Annotated in this window: 16 protein-coding genes; 5 read left to right on the top strand and 11 right to left on the bottom strand. The window is 58.2% G+C overall.

Translation table 11 applies throughout. The features are described 5' to 3' along the window. Positions 1–76: 76 nt before the first annotated feature. From EU557_RS04825 to EU557_RS04815, 3 genes are all read right to left on the bottom strand, one after another. Positions 77–1,069 carry a hypothetical protein gene (locus EU557_RS04825; RefSeq protein WP_135529260.1) on the bottom strand — a complete coding sequence of 331 codons (993 nt, stop codon included), beginning with the start codon at positions 1,067–1,069 and terminating at the stop codon, positions 77–79. A gap of 537 nt (positions 1,070–1,606) precedes the next feature. Further along, positions 1,607–2,017 (bottom strand): response regulator, encoded by a 411-nt coding sequence (locus EU557_RS04820; RefSeq protein ID WP_135529259.1) that lies wholly within the window; start codon positions 2,015–2,017, stop codon positions 1,607–1,609. 30 nt (positions 2,018–2,047) lie between these two features. Next, on the bottom strand, positions 2,048–3,562 hold the full coding sequence (locus EU557_RS04815; RefSeq protein WP_135529258.1) for a sensor histidine kinase: 1,515 nt from the start codon (positions 3,560–3,562) through the stop codon (positions 2,048–2,050). Between the two features lie 185 nt (positions 3,563–3,747). Between EU557_RS04815 and EU557_RS04810 the strand changes: the two genes are divergently transcribed. Further along, positions 3,748–4,551: a TrmH family RNA methyltransferase gene (locus EU557_RS04810; protein WP_135529257.1), complete on the top strand. Its 804-nt coding sequence runs from the start codon at positions 3,748–3,750 to the stop codon at positions 4,549–4,551. Here the strand turns inward: EU557_RS04810 and EU557_RS04805 are convergent. The 3 genes from EU557_RS04805 to EU557_RS04795 form a co-directional block, all read right to left on the bottom strand. Next, positions 4,548–5,180: a DoxX family membrane protein gene (locus tag EU557_RS04805; RefSeq protein ID WP_245326178.1), complete on the bottom strand. Its 633-nt coding sequence runs from the start codon at positions 5,178–5,180 to the stop codon at positions 4,548–4,550. The two genes, EU557_RS04810 and EU557_RS04805, sit on opposite strands and share 4 nt — an antisense overlap. Positions 5,181–5,485: 305 nt before the next feature. Next, positions 5,486–6,286, bottom strand: coding sequence for a molybdopterin-dependent oxidoreductase (locus EU557_RS04800; RefSeq protein WP_135529255.1), 801 nt, complete (start codon positions 6,284–6,286; stop codon positions 5,486–5,488). A 3-nt stretch (positions 6,287–6,289) separates the two neighbouring features. Then, a complete protein-coding gene (locus EU557_RS04795) occupies positions 6,290–7,012 on the bottom strand; it encodes a cytochrome b/b6 domain-containing protein (RefSeq protein WP_135529254.1) in 723 nt (240 codons plus the stop codon). 262 nt (positions 7,013–7,274) lie between these two features. On the opposite strand from EU557_RS04795, the gene EU557_RS04790 reads away from it, so the two are divergent. From EU557_RS04790 to EU557_RS04780, 3 genes are all read left to right on the top strand, one after another. Further along, positions 7,275–8,054 carry a DUF1223 domain-containing protein gene (locus EU557_RS04790; RefSeq protein ID WP_135529253.1) on the top strand — a complete coding sequence of 260 codons (780 nt, stop codon included), beginning with the start codon at positions 7,275–7,277 and terminating at the stop codon, positions 8,052–8,054. Positions 8,055–8,141: 87 nt separating this feature from the next. Then, the gene (locus tag EU557_RS04785; protein ID WP_135529252.1) at positions 8,142–8,651 is read left to right on the top strand and encodes a hypothetical protein; all 510 of its coding nucleotides are present in this window, start codon (positions 8,142–8,144) and stop codon (positions 8,649–8,651) included. Between the two features lie 290 nt (positions 8,652–8,941). Continuing rightward, a complete protein-coding gene (locus EU557_RS04780; protein ID WP_135529251.1) occupies positions 8,942–9,364 on the top strand; it encodes a hypothetical protein in 423 nt (140 codons plus the stop codon). Positions 9,365–10,624: 1,260 nt separating this feature from the next. On the opposite strand, the gene EU557_RS04775 is transcribed toward EU557_RS04780, so the two are convergent. The 3 genes from EU557_RS04775 to nagA all read right to left on the bottom strand — a co-directional run bounded on the left by EU557_RS04775 (position 10,625) and on the right by nagA (position 14,943). Continuing rightward, positions 10,625–11,368 carry a YqjF family protein gene (locus EU557_RS04775; RefSeq protein ID WP_135529250.1) on the bottom strand — a complete coding sequence of 248 codons (744 nt, stop codon included), beginning with the start codon at positions 11,366–11,368 and terminating at the stop codon, positions 10,625–10,627. A 74-nt stretch (positions 11,369–11,442) separates the two neighbouring features. Further along, the gene (locus tag EU557_RS04770; protein WP_135529249.1) at positions 11,443–13,623 is read right to left on the bottom strand and encodes a TonB-dependent receptor; all 2,181 of its coding nucleotides are present in this window, start codon (positions 13,621–13,623) and stop codon (positions 11,443–11,445) included. A gap of 186 nt (positions 13,624–13,809) precedes the next feature. After that, complete coding sequence (gene nagA / locus EU557_RS04765) at positions 13,810–14,943, bottom strand: N-acetylglucosamine-6-phosphate deacetylase (RefSeq protein WP_135529248.1); 1,134 nt, start codon at positions 14,941–14,943, stop codon at positions 13,810–13,812. 104 nt (positions 14,944–15,047) lie between these two features. Between nagA and EU557_RS04760 the strand changes: the two genes are divergently transcribed. After that, positions 15,048–15,329 (top strand): acylphosphatase, encoded by a 282-nt coding sequence (locus EU557_RS04760; protein ID WP_135529247.1) that lies wholly within the window; start codon positions 15,048–15,050, stop codon positions 15,327–15,329. 99 nt (positions 15,330–15,428) lie between these two features. Here EU557_RS04760 and EU557_RS04755 read toward each other — a convergent pair whose 3' ends face one another. After that, positions 15,429–18,542, bottom strand: a complete 3,114-nt coding sequence (locus tag EU557_RS04755) for an efflux RND transporter permease subunit (protein ID WP_135529246.1) — start codon at positions 18,540–18,542, stop codon at positions 15,429–15,431. Between the two features lie 208 nt (positions 18,543–18,750). Then, positions 18,751–19,833, bottom strand: coding sequence for an efflux RND transporter periplasmic adaptor subunit (locus tag EU557_RS04750; protein WP_167855087.1), 1,083 nt, complete (start codon positions 19,831–19,833; stop codon positions 18,751–18,753). Positions 19,834–19,894: the final 61 nt, after the last annotated feature.

Genomic DNA, 19,894 nt, shown 5'->3' with positions numbered 1-19,894 from the left:
CTATATTTATGGGGGATGAAACCCCAGTAGTCTGTTCCTGCGGCCACGCTAAGTGGCCTAGGAGAAAAGCGAAAGATTACTGCCCGCGGTTGTAGAGCAAAATAGCCTGCTTGATGTTGTTCTGCTGCTTACCCCCAATAACCAGGGGCACAATGGCCAGCGGAATAGCGGCGTATACCAGCGGCGACACGGCAAAGCCGTTGCTACCCGAGAAGCTGGAGAACGTACCAGCCAGCATCAGGCCACCGGCCGCAATGTAGCTGAGCGTGGTGTAGGTCTGGTAGCGGCGGGCGTCCTGCAGGAGCTTCACGCTGCCTGGGTTGTCGGCGGTGGCTAGTTGCAGGTTTTTGAGGGTGAGGTTCTCAATGGGGCCATTGTCCTTGCTGAAGTAGTCGGTTTTCACGGTGCGGTAGCCGCCGTAGGGGTAGCCCCCATACGGATACCCGCCGTAGCCATAGCGGCCAAAACCGTAGCCACCCAGGCCGCCATAGGGGTTGTTCATGTACTGCGTGCTGGTGATGGAGTACAAGCTGATGCGGCCTACCCGGTCGCGGCGCAGCGTAGACTCGCGGCTGGAGCGGCCCGGCAGCGTGGTCCGCACGTAAAAGCCCGTTTCATCCTCGTAGTAGCGCACCTGATCAAGCTCAAAGCGCTGCTGCCCATCTATTAACAGGAAGCTACGCCCAAATACGGGTTGCTTGATTTCTACATCGTAGCCGCGCACTACCTGGCCCGTTTTCAGGCCCACGGCGTAGCGCGTAGTGTTAGCAGATGGAATAGCCATTTGCTGCCGACGTTGCTGCTGTTGCTCGCGCTCAGAATCGGGCACGGCGGGCGGGGCAGCCACGGCGCGCTGCTCTGTGGCTACGCGGCGGGCAGTGTCAGCGGGCGCAACGGCCGAGGACGGTAACACCGCCGGCGAGGACGTAGCAGGGGGAATTATAGGAGTGGTAGCTGGGGGCGGAGTAGGAGCACCGGGTAGCGTGTTAAGCTGCCGGGGCGTCTCTTGGGCCAGAGCCGAAACAGAGAGCGTGCAAAGCACGGCCAGTAGGAGAGAGCGGAGCTGCATATAGGAACTTAAGGTAGCAAGAAACCAAAAAAGCCAGGAGCGAGGTGGAATTTAGGTGAAGACTGCACCGCCGCTGCTCGCAAGCCACGCCGCCGAGGCTGCTTGAGCAAGCTGTTAGCAACTTAAAAAATGTACGCAGATTTTACGTACGGCCGGAGCAAGGTACCTCAACTGAAGAGACACTACTAGTCGCAGGATCGTGCCATGCGGTTAAAAGTTGCAAGCGGCCTCTACCAACACTAGCGGGAGCATTCATCTACCTCATCATAACGCGTAAGGAATCAGGGTAGTGTACTGAGCGGCTTGGAAAAATACAGCCCCTGCTTACGCCGCCCGCAAGCTATGGCATAGGGGCCGTGGCTACTGGCCTAGAGGCCCTCTATACGGTGCTTATTATGGGCGGTAGCGGCGGGCTGTCGGAAGCTGCTCCCAAGGTTACAGGCCTAGGCCAGCCAACCAGGAGGATACAAAAAACCGGCGCGTCTCCCTGTAGGCAGGAAGCCGCGCCGGTCGTAGGAAACCAGGCTTTTGTTGGGGCTATTTCAGCAGTTGCTCCAGCAGGTTCATGCTATCTACCATGTTGGAGCTGGTCTCAAAATCGAGGGGCTTAAGAATGTAGCCGCTCACGCCCAGATTCTGCGCATTGAGGCGGTCAACGTCCATGCCCGAAGTAGTAGTGATGAACACCGGAATCTGGCTGAACTCGGGCATGCTGCGTAGCTCGGCCAGAAACTCGTGCCCGTTCATTTTGGGCATGTTCAGGTCCAGCAGAATCACTTCCGGCAGCGGCCGAATAGGCTCTACATCGTTGCGGCCCAGTAGCAGGTCCAGGGCCTCAATGCCATTGAAAGCCGTGTAGAGTTTATGCGGCACGCTGAAACGCTCGAAAGCTTTCTGGGCCGTCATGGTATCAAAAAAGTCGTCTTCGACTAACAGTACTGAACGCATAGGGGAGTAGTAAGGCCTGGCTAGTACGGGCTAGAGCACTGGCTGAGCCACGGGTGTGGGCTGCTTCGGCCACGTAAAGATAAAGGCCGTGCCCTCGCCTTCCGCGGAATCTACCCGAATACTGGCTTTTTGTTCGTCGAGAATTTTCTTGACGATACTTAGCCCGATGCCCGTGCTTTCGGCCGTATTTCGGTCGCGCAGGGTTTGAAACATCAGGAAGATTTTCTCGTGAAACTGGGGCGCAATGCCGGGCCCATCGTCACGGACGGTAAACTCGTAGTCGTTCTTCAGTTCTTGGCAGCTTATGGTAATAGTGCCTTCCGACTTATGATGGTACTTGGCGGCGTTGCCCATGAGGTTGGTAAATACCTGCTGCAGGCTCAGGCGGTCGGTAACCAGGGTAGGCAGAGAAGTGGCCGTTTCCACCCGGAAGCTCTCGGGTACTACCATTTCCTGCACTTCGCGCACCAGCTGGCCTACGTTTACTTCTTCTAGCTTTTGCTCGGTGCGGCCCACGCGGGCGTAGGCCAGTAGGCCATTGATAAGGTCCTCTAGGCGATGTAGCCGGCCCTTCATCATGTCTAGGTATTGCCGCATTTGGTCGCTGAGCTCATTGGTCAGCTCGCTCTCAATCCACTTCACCACCGTTACCACGCCGCGCAATGGCGCTTTTAGATCGTGGGAGGCCACGTAGGCAAACTGGTCGAGCTCCTTGTTGCGGGTTTCCAGCATGGTAAAGTTCTCGTCCAGGGTTTGGGTCATGCGGTTAAGCGAGGTGGCTAAGTTGCCCAAGCTGTCTTTGCCCCGGTCCTTGATTTTGACTTTGTAGTCACCCTGCACTACGCGTTCGGCAAGGCTTTCAATCAGCTGAATACGGCGCGCCACTTCCTCGTTGGTTTGCGTGAGTTGCTGCTGCAAGTCGGCGTTGGCCTTGAGCTCCCGGTAAATCTTGTTGAAGAGCCACAGCACAATAATGGCCGCCAGCACCGCCGATACAATAATGGCGGCAGGGGTAGTGTGCTCGTACATTCCTTGTCGCTGCCGACGCTCCCGTAGCAACCCTTCCTCCTCGGCCTTCATGTGCTCAACCAACAGCCGGAGCTTCTCCTGCATGGCCCGGTCGCCGATAACCAGGCGCTGCACCGCCGACACTGAAGGCGTCTCCAGCAGGAACGTGCTGAGGTACCGGGTTTCCTGGGCAATAATTGTCTTTAGCGTATCCAGGCGCATCTGCTGCGAGGGGTTGTCCAGCGTCAGGTTGCGAAGGGTGTCGTAATCTATGCGGGCCTGCTGAAGTACGTCCTGAAAGGTCGATTTCTGAGTAGTGTCATTCAGCAGCAAATAACCGCGCACTTGGCTTTGCGCGTCGCGCATACGCATGCGTAGGTCGGAGGTGCGTTGCAGAACTTGGTAGGTATGCTCAACCCGTTGCGTGTAATAGCTGAGCTGCTGAATGCTGTACCAGGCCAGGAGGGAGGTCAGCAGCAGCACGCTCAGGGCAATGGAAAAGCCCAGAATAATCTTGGTGTTAAGCTGTAAGCGCATGCAGTTGTGGGGTGAAAAAAGCTCCGACTGCAATGATACAAGCTGGAGCACAGTAGTGGCCTACAACGGCGCGCTGTACTGGCGGGTTGACCTGCGTATCTTCGCGGCGCCAGTGCACTTGGCGCATCCCTCACGAGGACGCCAGAAAGCACCTCCTATTCCTTCGTTTGCACCCCGCTGTTGCCATGCCCGACGCAATTACCAGCCCCCAGAATCCGCGCATTAAGAACCTGCTGAAGCTCCAGCAGAAATCGTCGGAGCGGCGGGCCCAGGGCCTCACCATCATTGAGGGGCTGCGGGAGCTGACCATTGCGCACGGCGCTGGCGTGGCGGTGCCCGCCTTGTTTGTCTGCGCTGAGCTGGCCGGCGAGCAGCGCCAGCAAGAATTGCGCGCCTTGTTTGGGAGAGAAACGGAGTGGTTCGACGTGTCGAAGGCCGTGTTTGAGAAAGTGGCCTACCGCGAAGGCTCCGATGGGGTGCTGGCCCTGGCTAAGCCACCCCACCTAACGCTACCAGAACTAAAGCTACCTGCCGCCCCCTTACTGCTGGTGCTGGAAGCGGTGGAGAAGCCCGGCAACCTAGGCGCCATTCTGCGTACCGCCGATGCCGCCCAAGCCACCGCCGTTATCGTCTGCGACCCGCGCACCGACCTGTTCAACCCCAACGCCATCCGTAGCAGCATTGGGTGCTCGTTTACGGTGCCCACTATTGCCACCACCCGTGAGGAGTTACTAGCCTGGTGCCGGCAAAACGGCATCAAGACCTACGCCGCCGCTCTCACCGACCGGGCAGTGGCCTACACCACCTGTGACTTTCGCGGCCCCACGGCCTTGGTAATGGGTACCGAAGCCGATGGCCTCACGCCCGAGCTTATGGCGGCCTGTGACCATACCATCATCATTCCCATGCGCGGCGCCATCGACTCACTCAATGTCAGCACTGCCACCGCAATCCTGACTTTTGAGGCGGTGCGGCAGCGGGAGGGTTAGTTTCGCTGCTGGCGCCAGCTCCAAAGGGTAGCGCCGAGAAGTACAGTCGCACCTATTCCCATCACTCGAAGCATTGCTGCCAGAGAAATAGGGTATAAAAGGCTGCCCGTAAGTAGGATGCCCAGGCCCAGCCACCAAGTGCCTTCCAAAGCCGAACCGGCGGTCAGCCAAGGTAATGTATGAAGGTCCTCGGGTCTTCGCGGAGGATAAAGCAGAAATTTAAGCCGGTCAAAATCGTGCAGTAGCAGGCCTATAGTCAAGATCAGAAAGCCGCCCGTAAGTGAAGGAGTACCTTGCCAGCCCAGCGACCAAGTCAGGAATATAATGTTCAGCCACATGGGCACCAGCAATACGGCGCCCAACAGTGCAAAGCGGCCAGTTAGCAGCAGGGCACCAATTACAAGTTGAGCTACTCCAATGAACTGGGCAAAGAGAACTAGACCATGCTCAGTAAGAAAAGCATGATTCATGGGTGGGCCCATCAGCCCTGGCAGGTGGTTGTCGGAGAGCTTATATAGGCCACCTCCCAGCATAAGCGCCCCTAATAGCAGCCGCGCTGCCACCACATACAAGCGCCGCCACCAGCCACCCAAGTATAAGGCAATGACTACCGCCGCAGCTGGTAGCACCAAGGTTAGGACATATAGTATCGACACCTCCATGTCAGGCAAGCTACGGCAGCTTTCGAGACTTTGGATAGAAAGTTAGCAAGTGCAACAGAAGAGCAGGCTTGGTGGCAGTTAATTAAGTCTTCCTGCACCAACACTAGTTCTTTCGCCATAGTCGCCGCACCCGAGACAAGGCAAAGCAGTGAAGGTCGGCGCCATATCGCTCTAGCCAGAGTTGGGGCTCAGGGATCTTAACGGAAGGAAGCATGCCAGAATTGAGGCGCGAGGAGTGGCCTAGGGAAGCGGTGGGCTACACAGGAGCCTGCTTAGTGGCCGGCGTGCCAGTCGTAGCCTTGCTCGGCCCAATAATCGGCGGGGCGCTGATGGAGGAAAGCTATGGTGCCAATGCGCTTCAGGTGCTTGATACCGTATTTGAGGGGCGTAACCAGCCGCAAGGGCGCCCCGTGCTCGGGCGTGAGTGGCTGGCCATTCATCTCGTAGCAGAGTAGGGTTTGTGGGTGCAAGGCACTCTCTATATCCAGGCCCACGTAATACTGCTCATCGGGGGTGAAGAGGCTTACGTAGGGCGCTAGGCCACTCCGGCGCGGGTCGGTGGCCAGCGGGTAGCGCTGCAGGAAGTCCGAGAGCCGCGCCCCGGCCCAGCTCACCACCACGCTCCAGCCCTCAATGCACTTCAGCTCGGTGGTCATTTCCACCCGTGGCAGGGCCTGAATATCAGCCAGCGTAAACTCCTGCGCACGGGCCGGGCCAGCGGGGGCATACCCCAGCACCCGCAGGCGCCAGGCAGCCGCATCAAGAGCCGAGCGGAGGCCGATGTCGCCGTTTACGCGTGGGGCACGGGCCTGAGCCTTCGGGAAAACCGGGGCTAGGTGGGCATTGCTGAAATATTCCTGCGCCAGCTGGCCGTTGGCGTCCAGCACCCGGCGCAGGGGCCACGGCACCCCGTCGTCGGTGGGGCGCGACACGAGCCAGCGCCACCCGCCCAGGCCCGCTAGGCCAGTAGCGGCCAGCAGTAGGAAGGAGCGGCGGGAGCGGCGCGTGGCCTCGCGCTCCACAGCCGCATCGTTGGGGGCTTCAGAAGAGGGAAGGGGAGTAGAATCAGCCATGGGTTAGGCGGAAAGAGGAGGCGTAATGGAAGAAGCAGACGCGGGCTGGGCAGCAGGAAGGGGAGCAGGCGGAGGCACTTCTACCACCTCAAACCCCGCTAACATTGCCCGGAAGTTATTCCAGCCCGCCCGAACTACCTGGGCAATGTGCACCACGAAAAACAACACGTACCCAATGGTCAGGATAAAGTGCTCGGCGCGGGCCCACTCATAGCCGCCCAGGGCGGTAGTCAGCCAGGCCAGCTGGGTGGGTTTGTAAATGGCTAGGCCAGTCAACAAAGAGCCCGCGCCCATCAGAATAACGGCGGTATAAGCAATCTGCTGGGCACCGTTGAACTTGCGCGCCGGCAGCGGCTCCTGGCGCAGGCCCAGGTCGTGGCGCACTACCTGCCAGGCTTCGGCGAAGGAATGCCGCGAGGGGAGCAGGGCCCGCCACTCCCCCGAAATCAGCGTGTAGGCCACGTACAGCAGCCCGTTGAGAGCAAACACCCACATCAGCACAAAATGCCAGGCCATGCCCTGGGCCAGCTTGTGGTCGATGTGGAAAGCCTGGTAGAACGACTTTGGGAAGAACTTCAGCAGCGTAGTGTGGCCCCACCCCAGGCGGTACACGTCGTTGGCCCAGTAAATCCAGATGCCGCTCCAGATCATCAGAGCCAAAACCGGGAAATTGACCCAGTGAAACCAGCGAATGGCCAACGGATGCTTCTCAACGAGCTGTTTCATGGCGAAGGAGCAAAAGGTGAAGGTATGCGCTTGATAGTCAGGATAAATTATCGTTTTTTAATGATAAGGTGGCCTAGCGCCAACGCTGTGATGAGCTACCAGACCGAGAGAACAACTGAGGAGGTTAGCTGTAAGCAGGTAGACGCTGAGCGGCCGGCATCCTTACAGCACCAGCAGGCTTAATTTTTTAACTGATGTAAGGTAACGCCTGGTTGTTCGTCAATAGATGCTGTAGTGCCTTCTTTCATCTTACCCTACTCATATGTTCCGTTCTGTCCTTGCGCTGTGTGGCCTAGTGGCCGTAGGTGGCTTGCTAAGCACTTCTGATACCACGCCGCCCGTGGTAGGTAACCGGGTGCCGGTAGTGGTAGAGCTGTTCACCTCCGAAGGATGCTCCAGCTGCCCGGCGGCCGACGATGCCCTCCGCCAGCTGGAAACCGCACAATCGGTGGCGGGAGTGGAAGTATTGGCACTCGGGGAGCACGTAGACTATTGGAACCGACTAGGTTGGAAAGACCCATTTTCTGCGGCCGCTTTCACGGAGCGGCAGCGTCAATATGCGGCAGCGTTCAACACCAACAGCTACACACCGCAAGCGGTAGTTAATGGCCGCACTGAGCTAGTCGGGAGCCGACAATCAGCTTTGGGTACGGCCATCGAACAGGCTGCTAAAGCTCCCCGAGCGGCAGAGGAGCTTACCTGCGCCGGTGCGGCCCTGCACGTGCGCGTAGGCCAGCTACCGGCTGGTACGGGCGCGAGCACCGTGTTGCTGGCCTTCACTGAAACCGGTCTCTCCTCGCAGGTAGGGCGCGGGGAAAACTCAGGCCGCCTGCTGCGCCACGCTGCCGTAGTGCGCGAGCTGCGCCCGTTGGGCAGCATTAAACCCGATGGCACATTCGCCGCCACGCCGCCCCTGGCGCTCGACCCCAAGTGGAAGGCCGCCAACCTGAAGGCCGTGGTGCTAGTGCAGGAAAACGCCTCGCGCCATATTGTAGGCGTGGGCAGCCTACCCCTGCGTACGCCGTTAGCTGCCGTAAACTAGCTTTTGCTATAGCCAGGCCTGTTTAAGCACTCTCTTGTAAGGGCAGTACCTTGCCGCATGAACTCTTCGCGGTATATCCTGCATATCATGCTTTTCCTGCTCGGTTTGCCCATGCAGCCCTTTGCGCAAGAAATACAGCAGTGGCCACGAAACGATCTTACTGGGCGGGTAGAGTTTTCCGGAGTGTTGCCTTGGCCAATCGCGGCTCCCTCCTTGGAACAGCAACAGGCCCTCGTGCGGCAGTGGTACACTACGAAGCTCTCGCCGCCAAAGCCCGGCAAATTCGCGATGCGAACTACCGCCCTAACCACGTTTGCAGGACTGCCGAACCAAGCCTATTTTGATTCACTCACCTATGAGCCCACCTCAACTGGTGCCGTAGACTCTGTATACGACTGGAACATCTGGCGCCTGATCTACCAAGTACACTTAACTCCCACTCCCCACGGACTGGCATATCGGCTTTCCGAGTTTAGGGCCGTGGCGATGGTATATGATACTGGTAGTGAAGCGCGACTGGAAGAGGCACTTCGTCTGTTTCCTAAGGAAATGGCGGTGTTTCATCGGCGTGTGCGAAGGGCACTGGCAGGTTGGTAAACAGTGCGCTGGTAGATCGTCCCTGATAAAATCGATGAGTGAACAACGCATACCTGGATTTACTTCATCTCACACTGTAAAAACCAATCTAAGCTTATACAGCGGTCAGCAAATATAAAATGACTTATTAGACAGCTTTAGGAATCAGTGCGGTTATTGGCACGTTCAGCGTTACGCCCTGTATAATACTTTACCGAGGAATGAGTTACAGTCATAGCGTTAAAAACGCATCACAAAGGGCTATTTTGTAAACTAGGCCTATATTTTGTGCGGCCCCTATCTTCTATCATTTGTTTCGACTGCTGCTGCTCACCAATAGCTACATTCACGCGTTTTACGCGAAATGGTCGCCAGACCCAGCTTTTCAGGCATGTCTGGTAACGGTGCTACTTATATTCTTTAATATCCTTGAAATTCTGCTAGTTGTAGCAGGCATTTCCGGCGTGTCCTTTCGTGAGATGGTCTTTGGGGATAGGGTTCCAACGGGCAAAGCCGAACACGCATTACTTGTAATACCCCTATTAACAGTGTTGGCGATTATTAACTATGGGCTAGTGTATCACCGCAATAAGCACCACGAGTATTTCTTCCGCCTCTCGCATGAGAGCCAATACGTTCGTCACCGGGACTTTTATGTTTTCTGGCTTTACTTCCTTCTAACAGTCTTGCCGTTAGGATGGTGGCTAATACAAAGTATAGCCAATATGCAGTAATTATTAGAGGAAACTAACCTGAAAAGCAGGTTTAAGTAAAAGATGCCTACTGCTTCGTTTCGGTGGGAATAACTCCCCCTCCCTGAATACCTCGCCCAGCGCTTTTATGGGCGTGAAAAGTGATGGTTTTGAGCTGCCTAGCGTAGGGCAATCAGCGTGGTACTTTATGGGGACAAGCCACCACGTTGAGCATGTATGAAATGTATGCTTGCGGGACATTTCCGAAATCTTGAATGGTAAATGGGCTAGTGAACGCACCTAGTACTACAAAGCTGGTTGGCCACCAGCCATTGAACAGATTCGTGACATTCACTGAAAGGAGTGCTTGCTCCCCCTCAAGCCAGTGCCACCACGTCATCACCTGTGCACAAGTGGCCCAAACTTGAATAGGTTGTTTATCATAGCTTCGCGCTTACTACCTGCCTCCTATACATGGACCTAGAACCCACTACCTACCGTATTCGGGCATTCTCGCGGGTCGCTTATGGACTGCAAATGATTGCGCCAAGTGTGCTCGCTTTTCCTGTAATGGCCCTCTTACATATCAACGATCCGTGGCTATCTATCGTGTGTTTTACTGTGGTTACAATTGGGTTATTTCCGGTACTGGGCTTGTTGAAGTACTTCCACGTACACGTCGTTGTTACCGCCAAAGAGCTTACGTGCACCCCCGTCAGCCGTCTGTATGGCCGGGCTCGTGTATTCACGTGGGCAGAGGTCACTGACTTTCGGCAAGTAGAGAGCCCGTATGAAGTTGAAATACTCGAAATATGGCACCCCCGTCGGTCCGTTCTTCTAGCCCATAGAAAGAAAACCACCGGAGATGACTACCACCTGCTCATTGGTCGGCTCTGCTCCTTCACTGGAATACAAAATTCAGGCTCATGATGGGCACCTTCCTCGGCTCTGCTGTTCGGCTTACCCCACACGCGGCGGGGAGATACTTGGCGCTGTGTCTGTTACTCTGGTTGAGAGTCCGGCTACGGCCGTAACTGCAAGGAATGTCTAGTACATCCTGCCACTTTGAGGACTGATAAACGACTATTATTGGCCCTTACTTGAAGGAAGTTATAAATCGTCTATAATCGTACTCTGCAAAGAAGGCTATCTGTCTGCCTCGTCTGCGTAGTGTAAGCCTGTTTGCGGTATATGCGCAATAGAATAGCAATTTGGAGTGCTGAGCAATATGAGTGAAGCCCTCTTGCATTAAAGCGCTTAACCCAAGTGTAAAGCAAGGCACGTACAACCGCACCACTACTGCTATACGCGCTTCAGGCCCATTACTCGCACATCAACTCCGTCGGCGGCCAATAGGTGAGGTGGCCCAACTGGCGTGGGCAGGCCGTGGCTCTCTACCAAGGTAGAGTCCCAGTGGTGCAGGGTGGCTTGGCGCAGGGGCCAGGGCTCGTGCCAGAGCGTGCCGCGCCAGAGGTTTGTCCCTTTGATATCGTGCATAAGGTTGGGGCCCGAGGTGTACAGGTGGTAGCGCTCGGTAAGGAAGTATTCCAGCGAGCCAGGCTGAGCGGGAGGCAAGGCAGCGCCGGGCGTCCAGGAGGCTGCAAAGGTGGCCGGCGGCATGCGGCGGTGCGTGCGAACAGACTGGAAGTGCAGCCCATCAGCTTGCTCAATAAACGACATGCGGGCGTGCAGATACGGCAGATGAAACAGCCCCCGCGCCAGCTCTACGGCTACCGGACTGTTGGCATCAAGGGAAAGAAACCACACGCCCGGAATGCCATCAAGGTGAGCATAGGTGCGCACGTTCAGCTCGTGCAAGGAGCGCAAACCGGGTACCGCCGGCAGGCCTGGGGGCCGCACCTGGCTCATAGAAAAAGGTACCACTCCCAGCCACGCCTGCCCCTCAAACAAATCCAGCTCTAGGCGCGGCGGCAAGTAGGGGCGCAGCACTTCGGGGGCGGTAGGCCAGTGAGCGAATAGTAATTCACTCCACCGCTGATGCAGCAGCGGAATACGGGTGGGGCGAGCGGGGTGAGCTTCGGGCATATCCTAGCAACAACTCTACAGAGTTTCTAGCTGTGTTGTTGAGGGAAAAGTAGGGGAGAAGCTCGAGAGTTCTACTAAAACTTGGCCGTGGCTGAGAGGTTAATCACGCGGCCTTCAATGGGGGCCCAGAGCTGGCGGAAAGCGGGGTTGGTTCGGTCGCCCGACCAAATGGTTTCCTTGCGGGTTTGGCGATAGTCGAGCAGGTTCTCACCGTTCAGTACAAAGCTCATGGGGCCAGTACTGTAGCGCACCATGCCGGCCATAAACAGGTAGCCCGGCGTCAGGGGGCCGTCGTCGCGGTGCTGGCGGCCGGTGTAGGCCGCTTCGATGCCCGCCCGCCAGTGCTCGTTGAACTCACGGGAGAGTACACTGGCCAGCTTGTCGCGGGCAATGAGGCTGAGACGCGGGTGGCCAGGCAAATCGAGGCGGCGCGCATCGGTAAACACGTAGCCCAGGTAAAGCTCTGTTTCGTTTTGGCGCAGGCGCACGTAGGTCTCGAAGCCGCGGGTGAGGAAAGGCTGGTCAGCGTTAGAAAACGTGATATAGCTCGTTCTAGAATCTGTGTTAAGCAGTAAGGGGTGCTGAATCTGGGTCAGGAAAAACGACTGGTTGATGGTGATGTGCAAGGCTTCTTCGCCCTGGCCCGCCACGGCCGCATAGTTCACATCCCAGTTAGCACCCGTGGAGCGCTCGGCCTTGTTGGCATCCGTGAAGGGCAGCACCCGGGCAAAGTCACGTTCATCTAGCTCATTCACGAAGAAGGACGGCGCCTTATAGCCTAGGCCACCCCCGAGGCGAGACGAGAAGTGGTTCCCAAGCTTTAGCAGCGCACTCAGCCGGGGCAGCACAAACGTGCCATAGCGGTTGTGGTGGTCGATGCGTAGGCCACTCTGCAGGGTAAAAGCAGGAGTAGGCTTCCAGTCGTCCTGGGCAAATACGCCGGGCGTCACGTAGTCGTAGGCGCGGAGCTGCAGGCCTTGCACCAGCACCGGCCGAAACGACTCGCCCGTGACGTTAGCGCCCAGCACCACATCGTGGTGCGAAAGTTTGAGGAGCTGGCTGGCCTCGGTGTAGTAGGAAAGCTGGCGCGCGTTTAGGCCGGTAGTATTGGTGGTGGCGTTGCGCTGAAAACTGCTTAGGCTGGCTTTGAGCACCAATTGGTCGCCCCGCTCAGCGGTAGTGCGGTCGTAACGGGCATCGGCAGTGTGGCGCCAGCTGTCGTTGTTGATAAAGAACTGGTGGGTGGCGTCGGGCTGCTCCCGTAGCACTTGCATATCGCCACCGCGGCGGCGCTCGTAGGTGCCGGTGTAGCCAATCACCAGCTTGCTTTGCTGGGAGGGGTAGAGGAACAACCGCGGGTGAATGAGCACGCTACCCAGGCGCGGCACATCGGAGTAACTATCCCCATTCACATCAACGGCTTGCTGGCGGGTGCCGCCCACAAATAGCGTGTAGCCCACTCTCTCGTTGCGGCCCGAGAAGAAGCCATTGAGGTTGGACTCGCGCAGGGTGCTGAGGTTGGCTAATACCGTGCGCTCAGGGCCGCTAAGCTGGGGCTCCTTGGAAATCAGGTTGATCATGCCCGCAATGGCACCACCCCCATACAGCGTACTGCTGGCTCCTTTGATTATCTCCACCTGGCGCAAATCAAGCGGCGGAATCTGCAGTATCCCGAAGGAACCCGCGTAGCCCCCAAACAGCGGCAGCCCGTCGCGCAGAATCTGGGTGTACTTGCCCTGCAGGCCCTGAATGCGCAGGTCGGCGTTGCCGGTAGTGGCCGAAGTTGGCTGAATCTGGATGCTGGCCACGTCGCCCAGAATGCTGGCCACGTTGCCAGGCTTAATGCCGCTTTCCTCCTCCAGCTCCTCGGCGCCCAACACCTCAATGCGCGTGGGCAAATCCTCGATGCGGGAGTTGGTGCGCGTGCTGGTCACCACTACTTCTTCCAGGGCATTGGAGTCGGGCCCGAGCAGCACGGTTAGCGGCTCCCCGGTTTGTGGTAAGGCTACCGTAATGGTTTTCACGCGGTAGCCCAGGTAGCTAAACACCAGCTCGGCAGTAGGCCCCGAGATGTTGTCCAGCGTGAGCTGACCTTGCACATCGGTGGCACCGCCGTTGGGCGTGCCGCGCACAGCCCCACTGACACCCACCAGCACCTCTTGGGTGAGGCTGTCGCGCACTACCGCACGAATGGAATATTGGGCTAGCGCTGCCGGACCAACCAACAGCAGCAGCGCCAAGATGAGAAACCGCATAGGAAAGGGAATATACGGTACAAGGTTGCCAGGCTATATGAAGAATGGCTGAAGTGTGACCCCGGCCCCGGCCCCTCCCCTCCGGGAGAGGGGTGCCAGACGAGGTTAATGAACAATGGCTCTGTTGCTCATTGCAGCCAGAACGCACCCCTCTCCCGGAGGGGAGGGGCCGGGGGTGGGGTCCCGCTAGGCCTGGTGCCAGTGCAACTCACCTTGGCGGGCGGTGGCGTGTACCTGCAGGTCAGCATCAAACAAGAAGAAGTCAGCGGCATAGCCTTCCCGCAACTGGCCCAGCCGATCATCCAGACCTATAACCCTGGCCGGGTAGAGAGTGGCCATGCGTAGGCTTTCCTCCAACGAGAGGCCTACGTGCTCCACGCAGTTACGCACGGCTTGGGGCATGGTCAAGGCTGAACCTCCCAGGATGCCCTGTTCGTCCACGTAGTGGTCGTGGCGCAACTGGAAGCGGTAGGCCCCGTGGGTGCTGTCGGTAACGGCATCAGTGATGAGGAATAACCGCTCGCCGAGAATTTTCTGGCTGATGCGCACGGCGGCAAAGTCGCAGTGAATATCATCGGCAATGATACTGGCGTGGGCCTCGGCAGCATCGTAAATGGCGCCTACCATCCCCGGCTCTCGGCCCTGCAGCGCCGACATGGCATTGAATAGGTGAGTAGCGGCCGTAAAGCCCTCCCGAAAACCGGCAGCAGCCTGGGCATACGTGGCGTTAGAGTGCCCCGCCGATAAGACTACGCCAGCCTCTCGCAGCCGCGCTACCACGGCGGGTGTGGCTACCTCAGGGGCCAGGGTCATGATCTTCAATACGCCATCGGCCAGCTTTAGCAGCTCGTCTATTTCCGCTACGGTGGGCGCGTGAATGAACTCCTCCTTATGGGCGCCTTTCTTAACGGGGTTGATATAGGGCCCTTCCAGATGAATGCCCAACAGGCCTAGCGCCGGGTATTGGCGCTGAAACTCCCGGCCCACTTCCAAGGCTGCGCGCATCATCTGCCAGGAGTTGGTAGGCATGGTGGCCATGAAGCCGGTAGTGCCGTGGCGGAAGGTATGCTGTGCCAGTGCCTCCAAGGCTTCTAGGCCAGGTGCCACCGAGAAAAGCTGCCCCGCCGCCCCGTAAATCTGCAGATCAAGCAGACCCGGCGCTACGCTTAGGCCCCGGCCGTCTACTACGGGCCCATCGGTTGGTAAGCCAGGAGCATCGGGCAGGAAGGCACCGATTTTACCGTTCTCGACTAGCAGGGCATGTTGGGTGAGGACAGCAGTGCCAGTGTAGAACGTGCAGTTGCGGAGCAGGTAGCGCATGAGCAAGGGGAGAGCAAGGTGGAAGCATGGAACGGAAGCAGGCAGCCAAACGACCAGTTTCACGGATTGTTTCGTACAAGCCTGCAATCAAAACTACCTATTTCATGTCCATCGAACACCGCACCATTCATGTGCACGGGCGCGTGCAGGGCGTCTTCTACCGCCAAAGCACCCGCACCGAAGCCCGCCGCCTAGGCTTATCGGGCACCGTTTGCAATAACCCCGACGGCACCGTGACCATTGAAGCAGAAGGCGCCCCCGACGCTTTGGATGCCCTAGAGGCCTGGTGCCACCAGGGCCCGCCCGCTGCCCACGTTGAGCGTGTGGCCGCAAAGCCCGGCCCAATACAAGGCTACGAGGAGTTTGAAGTAAAACGAGAGGCCTAGGCCACTTGGCGGGCTTTCAACCTTAACCCATAAGCAGCCCGGCTGGGCAGATACAACGAGTGCATCTGCCCGGCCGGGCTGCTTGAGAAAGATGTTAGCTTAGTTCTCCACTCTCTTGAGCGTGGCGTCATGGCCGCGGTGGGTGCGCTCGAAGATGAGCGGGAAGATGAAGAGCGTAAGAATGGTGGACGTCACTAGGCCACCAATTACCACAATGGCCAGTGGCTTCTGGGTTTGGGAGCCAATACCGGTGCTGATTGCAGCGGGGAACAGGCCGATAGCGGCCATCATGGCCGTCATGAGCACAGGGCGGATGCGGCTGGTGACACCCTCGTAGATGGAGGCATCGAGCGGCATCTTTTTCAGCAGATTCTGCTTGAATACGGTTATCAGGATTACCCCATCCTGAATACAGATACCGAATAGGGCAATGAAGCCAATGCCGGCCGAGATGCTGAAGTTGGTACCCGTGAGCAGCAGGGCCGCAATACCACCCGTAATGGCAAAGGGCACGTTCAGCAGCACCAGGCCCGCATCCTTCATATTGCCGAACAGCACGAACAGGATAAAGAAGATCAGCAGCAGCGAGATGGGTACCACCTGCGCCAGGCGCTCGGTGGCCCGCTGCTGGTTCTCGAAGTCGCCGGCCCAGGCGTAGGTATAGCCCTTAGGCAGCGGCACGGCCTGGTTTACTTTGTTTTGCGCCTCCTCAATGGTGCTGCCCATGTCGCGGCCGCGCACCGAGAACTTGATGGCAATAAAACGCTCCGTGTTGTCGCGGAAGATGAGCGACGGACCGGTGAGCGTGCTGATGGTGGCAATTTCGCGCAGCGGAATCTTGGTGTCGTTCATAGTAGGCACCATCAGGCGCGCAATTTCCTCCTCACTCTTGCGGAACTCGGGCAGGTAGCGCACCCGGATGCTGAAGCGCCGCTCGCCGTCGTAGAATTGGGTGGCTTCTTTGCCGCCGATGGCCATTTCCACCACCGCATTAGCGTCGGCGGGGCTCACGCCGTAGCGGGCCATGCGCCGCTCGCTTAGGTCAAGGCGCAGCTCAGGCTGGCCTACGGCATGCACAATGCCCAGGTCGGCAATGCCTTCCACGGTACTTAGTTCCTTGTACACGGCATCGGCCTTCTGCTCCAGAAACTCCAGGTCTTCGCCAAAAATCTTCACCGCAATGGAGCCTTTCACACCCGATACGGCTTCTTCCACGTTGTCCTGAATGGGCTGCGAGAAGTTGAAGACCACGCTCGGAAACACGTTTAGCTTTTGCTGCATGCTGTCGATGAGGGCGGCGCGGTAGGCGGGGTCCTTCATCTCAGGCGTGTGCTTAGTATCCACGTGAAACTCCACGTTGTAGAAGCCGGTGGGGTCGGTGCCGTCGTTGGGGCGGCCGGTCTGGCTCATCACCTGCTGCACCTGCTTAAACGAGAGCAATGACTCCCGCATCTGGTTGCTCATGGCCACCGACTTATCCAGCGAAATGCTCATGGGCAAGGAGGCGCGCACGTAGAGCGAGCCTTCATCCAGCTGAGGCAAAAACTCGGAGCCCAGCAGTCGGAACGCCCCAATGCCTACCACCAGCCACACCGCCGCCACCAGCAAACTGATGGCCTTATTGCGGTACACGCGCCGGAAGATGAACAGGGCCCCGCGGGTCACGAAATCCACGAAGTAGTTGTGCTTCTCGCGCACGTTTTTCTTCAGCATGATGCTGGCCAGCACGGGCACCAGCGTGAGCGTGAAGATGAGCGCGCCCAGCAGGGCAAAGCCCAGCGTCCAGGCCAGGGGCGAGAACATTTTGCCTTCCACTTTCTCAAAGGAAAAGATCGGCAGCAGGGCCGTGATGATGATGAGCTTGGCCGTAAAGATGGTTTTGCCCATCTCAGTACCGGTCTTTTTGATGAGGCCGAGCTTGGCCAGACGGTTGAATTTCTCCATGCCTACCTTATGAGCCTTGTGGTCGAGGGCCACGAACAAGCCTTCCACCATCACCACGGCCCCATCCACGATGATACCGAAGTCAATGGCGCCCATACTCAGCAGGTTGGCACTCATGCCCTTCAAACGCAGGCAGATAAAGGCAAACAGCAAAGCCAGCGGAATCACAACCGACACGGTAACCGTGGTGCGCCAGTCGGCCATGAATAAGAACACCACCACCGTCACCAGCAAAATGCCCTCCAGCAGGTTGTGCATCACGGTATCGGTGGCGAAGTTGATGAGCACTTCCCGATCGTAGAACAGCTTGATTTTGACGTCGCCGGGCAGAATTTTCTCGTTTAGCTCCGTGATTTTTGCCTTGATGCGGGCAATAACTTCGGAGGGGTTTTCGCCCTTGCGCATCACCACAATGCCCTCCACCACGTCGTTGTTGTGGTCGAGGCCTACCTGGCCTAGGCGCGGCAGCGCCGACTCGTGCACCTCGGCCACGTTGCGCACCAGAAGGGGCGTGCCGTTGATGTTCTTGATGATGATGTCGTTGATGTCGTCGAGCTTGGTGAGCAAACTGATGCCGCGCACCACGTAGGCCTCGCCGTTCTTCTCAATCACATCACCACCCACGTTGATGTTGGAGCGCGACACGGCCTCGTATACGTCGAGGGGCGTGATGTCGTAGGCCTGTAGGCGGCGGGGGTTGATGCTCAGTTCGAAGCTTTTCACCTCGCCCCCGAAGCTGTTCACGTCGGCCACCCCGGCCACGGCTTTCAGGCGGCGCTCAATCACCCAGTCCTGCAGGGTTTTCAGCTCCCGCACGTCGCGGGTTTTGCTGGTGAGCGTGTAGCGGAAAATTTCGCCCGTGGGACCGTAGGGCGGCTGCACCTCGGGGTCGACGCCATCGGGCAGCGCGGCGCCGGGCAGCAGATTGTTTATCTGTACCCGGGCGTAGGCATCGTCCACCTCATCGTCAAAAATCACCTTCACCACCGACAGCCCAAAAAGGGTGGTGGAGCGGATGGTGTTCTTCTTTTGGGCCGGGTTCAGGGCCACCTCAATGGGCAGCGTGATGAACTTCTCAATCTCCTCAGCGGAGCGGCCGGGCCACTGCGTAATGATGGTTACCTGGGTATTGGTTACGTCCGGAAACGCGTCAATGGCCGTGTGCTTATAGCTATACACGCCAGCGGCAATCACCAGCGCCGTGCAGAAAAACACGAAGTAGCGGTTGCGCAGCGAGAAGCCCAGAATACCTTGAATCAACTTATGCATAAGCGGGGGAGTAACGGAAAACCAGCGGCTGGCCACCCTCCTGGGGTAAGGAGGGCGGGGTAGGCCAGCAACATGGTTGTGAGTAGTGCCAGAGACCAGAAGCAGCGCCGCACGAAGGCTCCTTTGACCCCTCCTGAAAAAGGAGCGCAGCTCGCTTCTGGCCCTGGACTTTATAGCAGAAGCCTCGCCTGCGGAGGCTTAATGTGGGTTACTTGTTGAGCGCGTGATAGAGCAGCAAGGGGTCTTTGCTGACTACCCGCTCGCCGGGTTTCAGGCCCGTGCGCAGGTACGTGACGCCGTCGGCGCTGCTGGTGGGCGTCACGGTGCGGGTTTCAATGTTGTTGCGGTCGTGGAAGACCAGCACGAAGTTGCGGCTGCGCTCAAACACCAGCGCCGACGAAGGCACGCTCAGCATCACGGAGTCGGTGTGAGAAGTGAGCGTGACGTTGGCAAACATCTCGGGCTTAAGCAGATTGCCGGGGTTTTTCAGCCTGATGCGCACCTTCATCACTTTGCTTTCGGGGTCGAGGGCGCTGTAGGCGTTATCAATGGTGCCCTGGTATTTCTTGCCCGGAAAGGCCAGCGTAGTAACCGTAGCCTGCTGGCCGGGCTGCACCTGGGCAATGTCATCCTCAAACACGTTGGCCGTCACCCACACCGATTTTAGGTCGGAGATAGTGAACATGGTCTGGTCGTTGTCGGGCCGGATGAGGGTGCGCGGGTTTACCGCCTTCTCCACCACGAAGCCCGCTTCGGGCGCCTTCACCTGGTAGCGAGACGGGCCGTTGGCGCTGCGGGTGCCATAGATGTTGCCCACGGCCTGGTTGCGTTGCACCTCGGCGCGGGCCTTCAGCACCTCCTGCTTGGCTTCTTCCAGCTCCCGCTCCGAGGCTAGGCCACCCTGGTACAGCTCCTGGGTGCTGGCCAACGCCCGCTGCGCCGTGGCCAGCGTGGCGCGGGCCGCCGTCGACTCATTCCGGAAGCCAGCAATGTCGGAGCTTTCCAGCTCGGCCAGCACCTGCCCGGCCTTCACATACTGGCCTAGGCTGGCGTTTACCTTCGTGACGATGCCGCTGACCAGTGGGAAAATCTTGTTGACGTGCTCTTCATCGTAGGCCACTTTGCCGGTGAGCTTGAGCTCGGCCCGCATTGGGGCCCGGCGCACCGTGTCGAGCTGCAAGCGGTTCAGCAGGGAGTCGGTGAGCACGAAGGATGGCTCCGGGGCTGCAGCCTTGTTCGTATCGGGGCTGCTGCAGCTCGTCAGGCCAGCACTCACCAGCGCCAGGAGCATGCAGAGCCCGGAGGGTAGCCAGCACCTGGTGGGGCGGTTAGTGAAAGTCGTAGATGGGCGG

This window comes from Hymenobacter wooponensis (assembly GCF_004745865.1).
Taxonomy (GTDB): Bacteria; Bacteroidota; Bacteroidia; order Cytophagales; family Hymenobacteraceae; genus Hymenobacter; species Hymenobacter wooponensis.
This window is presented reverse-complemented; position numbering and strand designations above follow the sequence as displayed.

Coding starts and splice junctions, on each gene's coding strand:
- EU557_RS04755 (WP_135529246.1), bottom strand. CDS start 18,542: ATGCATAAGTTGATTCAAGGTATTCTGGGCTTCTCGCTGCGCAACCGC.
- EU557_RS04790 (WP_135529253.1), top strand. CDS start 7,275: ATGTTCCGTTCTGTCCTTGCGCTGTGTGGCCTAGTGGCCGTAGGTGGC.
- nagA (WP_135529248.1), bottom strand. CDS start 14,943: ATGCGCTACCTGCTCCGCAACTGCACGTTCTACACTGGCACTGCTGTC.
- EU557_RS04760 (WP_135529247.1), top strand. CDS start 15,048: ATGTCCATCGAACACCGCACCATTCATGTGCACGGGCGCGTGCAGGGC.
- EU557_RS04810 (WP_135529257.1), top strand. CDS start 3,748: ATGCCCGACGCAATTACCAGCCCCCAGAATCCGCGCATTAAGAACCTG.
- EU557_RS04775 (WP_135529250.1), bottom strand. CDS start 11,368: ATGCCCGAAGCTCACCCCGCTCGCCCCACCCGTATTCCGCTGCTGCAT.
- EU557_RS04815 (WP_135529258.1), bottom strand. CDS start 3,562: ATGCGCTTACAGCTTAACACCAAGATTATTCTGGGCTTTTCCATTGCC.
- EU557_RS04820 (WP_135529259.1), bottom strand. CDS start 2,017: ATGCGTTCAGTACTGTTAGTCGAAGACGACTTTTTTGATACCATGACG.
- EU557_RS04825 (WP_135529260.1), bottom strand. CDS start 1,069: ATGCAGCTCCGCTCTCTCCTACTGGCCGTGCTTTGCACGCTCTCTGTT.
- EU557_RS04795 (WP_135529254.1), bottom strand. CDS start 7,012: ATGAAACAGCTCGTTGAGAAGCATCCGTTGGCCATTCGCTGGTTTCAC.
- EU557_RS04770 (WP_135529249.1), bottom strand. CDS start 13,623: ATGCGGTTTCTCATCTTGGCGCTGCTGCTGTTGGTTGGTCCGGCAGCG.
- EU557_RS04750 (WP_167855087.1), bottom strand. CDS start 19,833: ATGCTCCTGGCGCTGGTGAGTGCTGGCCTGACGAGCTGCAGCAGCCCC.
- EU557_RS04800 (WP_135529255.1), bottom strand. CDS start 6,286: ATGGCTGATTCTACTCCCCTTCCCTCTTCTGAAGCCCCCAACGATGCG.
- EU557_RS04785 (WP_135529252.1), top strand. CDS start 8,142: ATGCTTTTCCTGCTCGGTTTGCCCATGCAGCCCTTTGCGCAAGAAATA.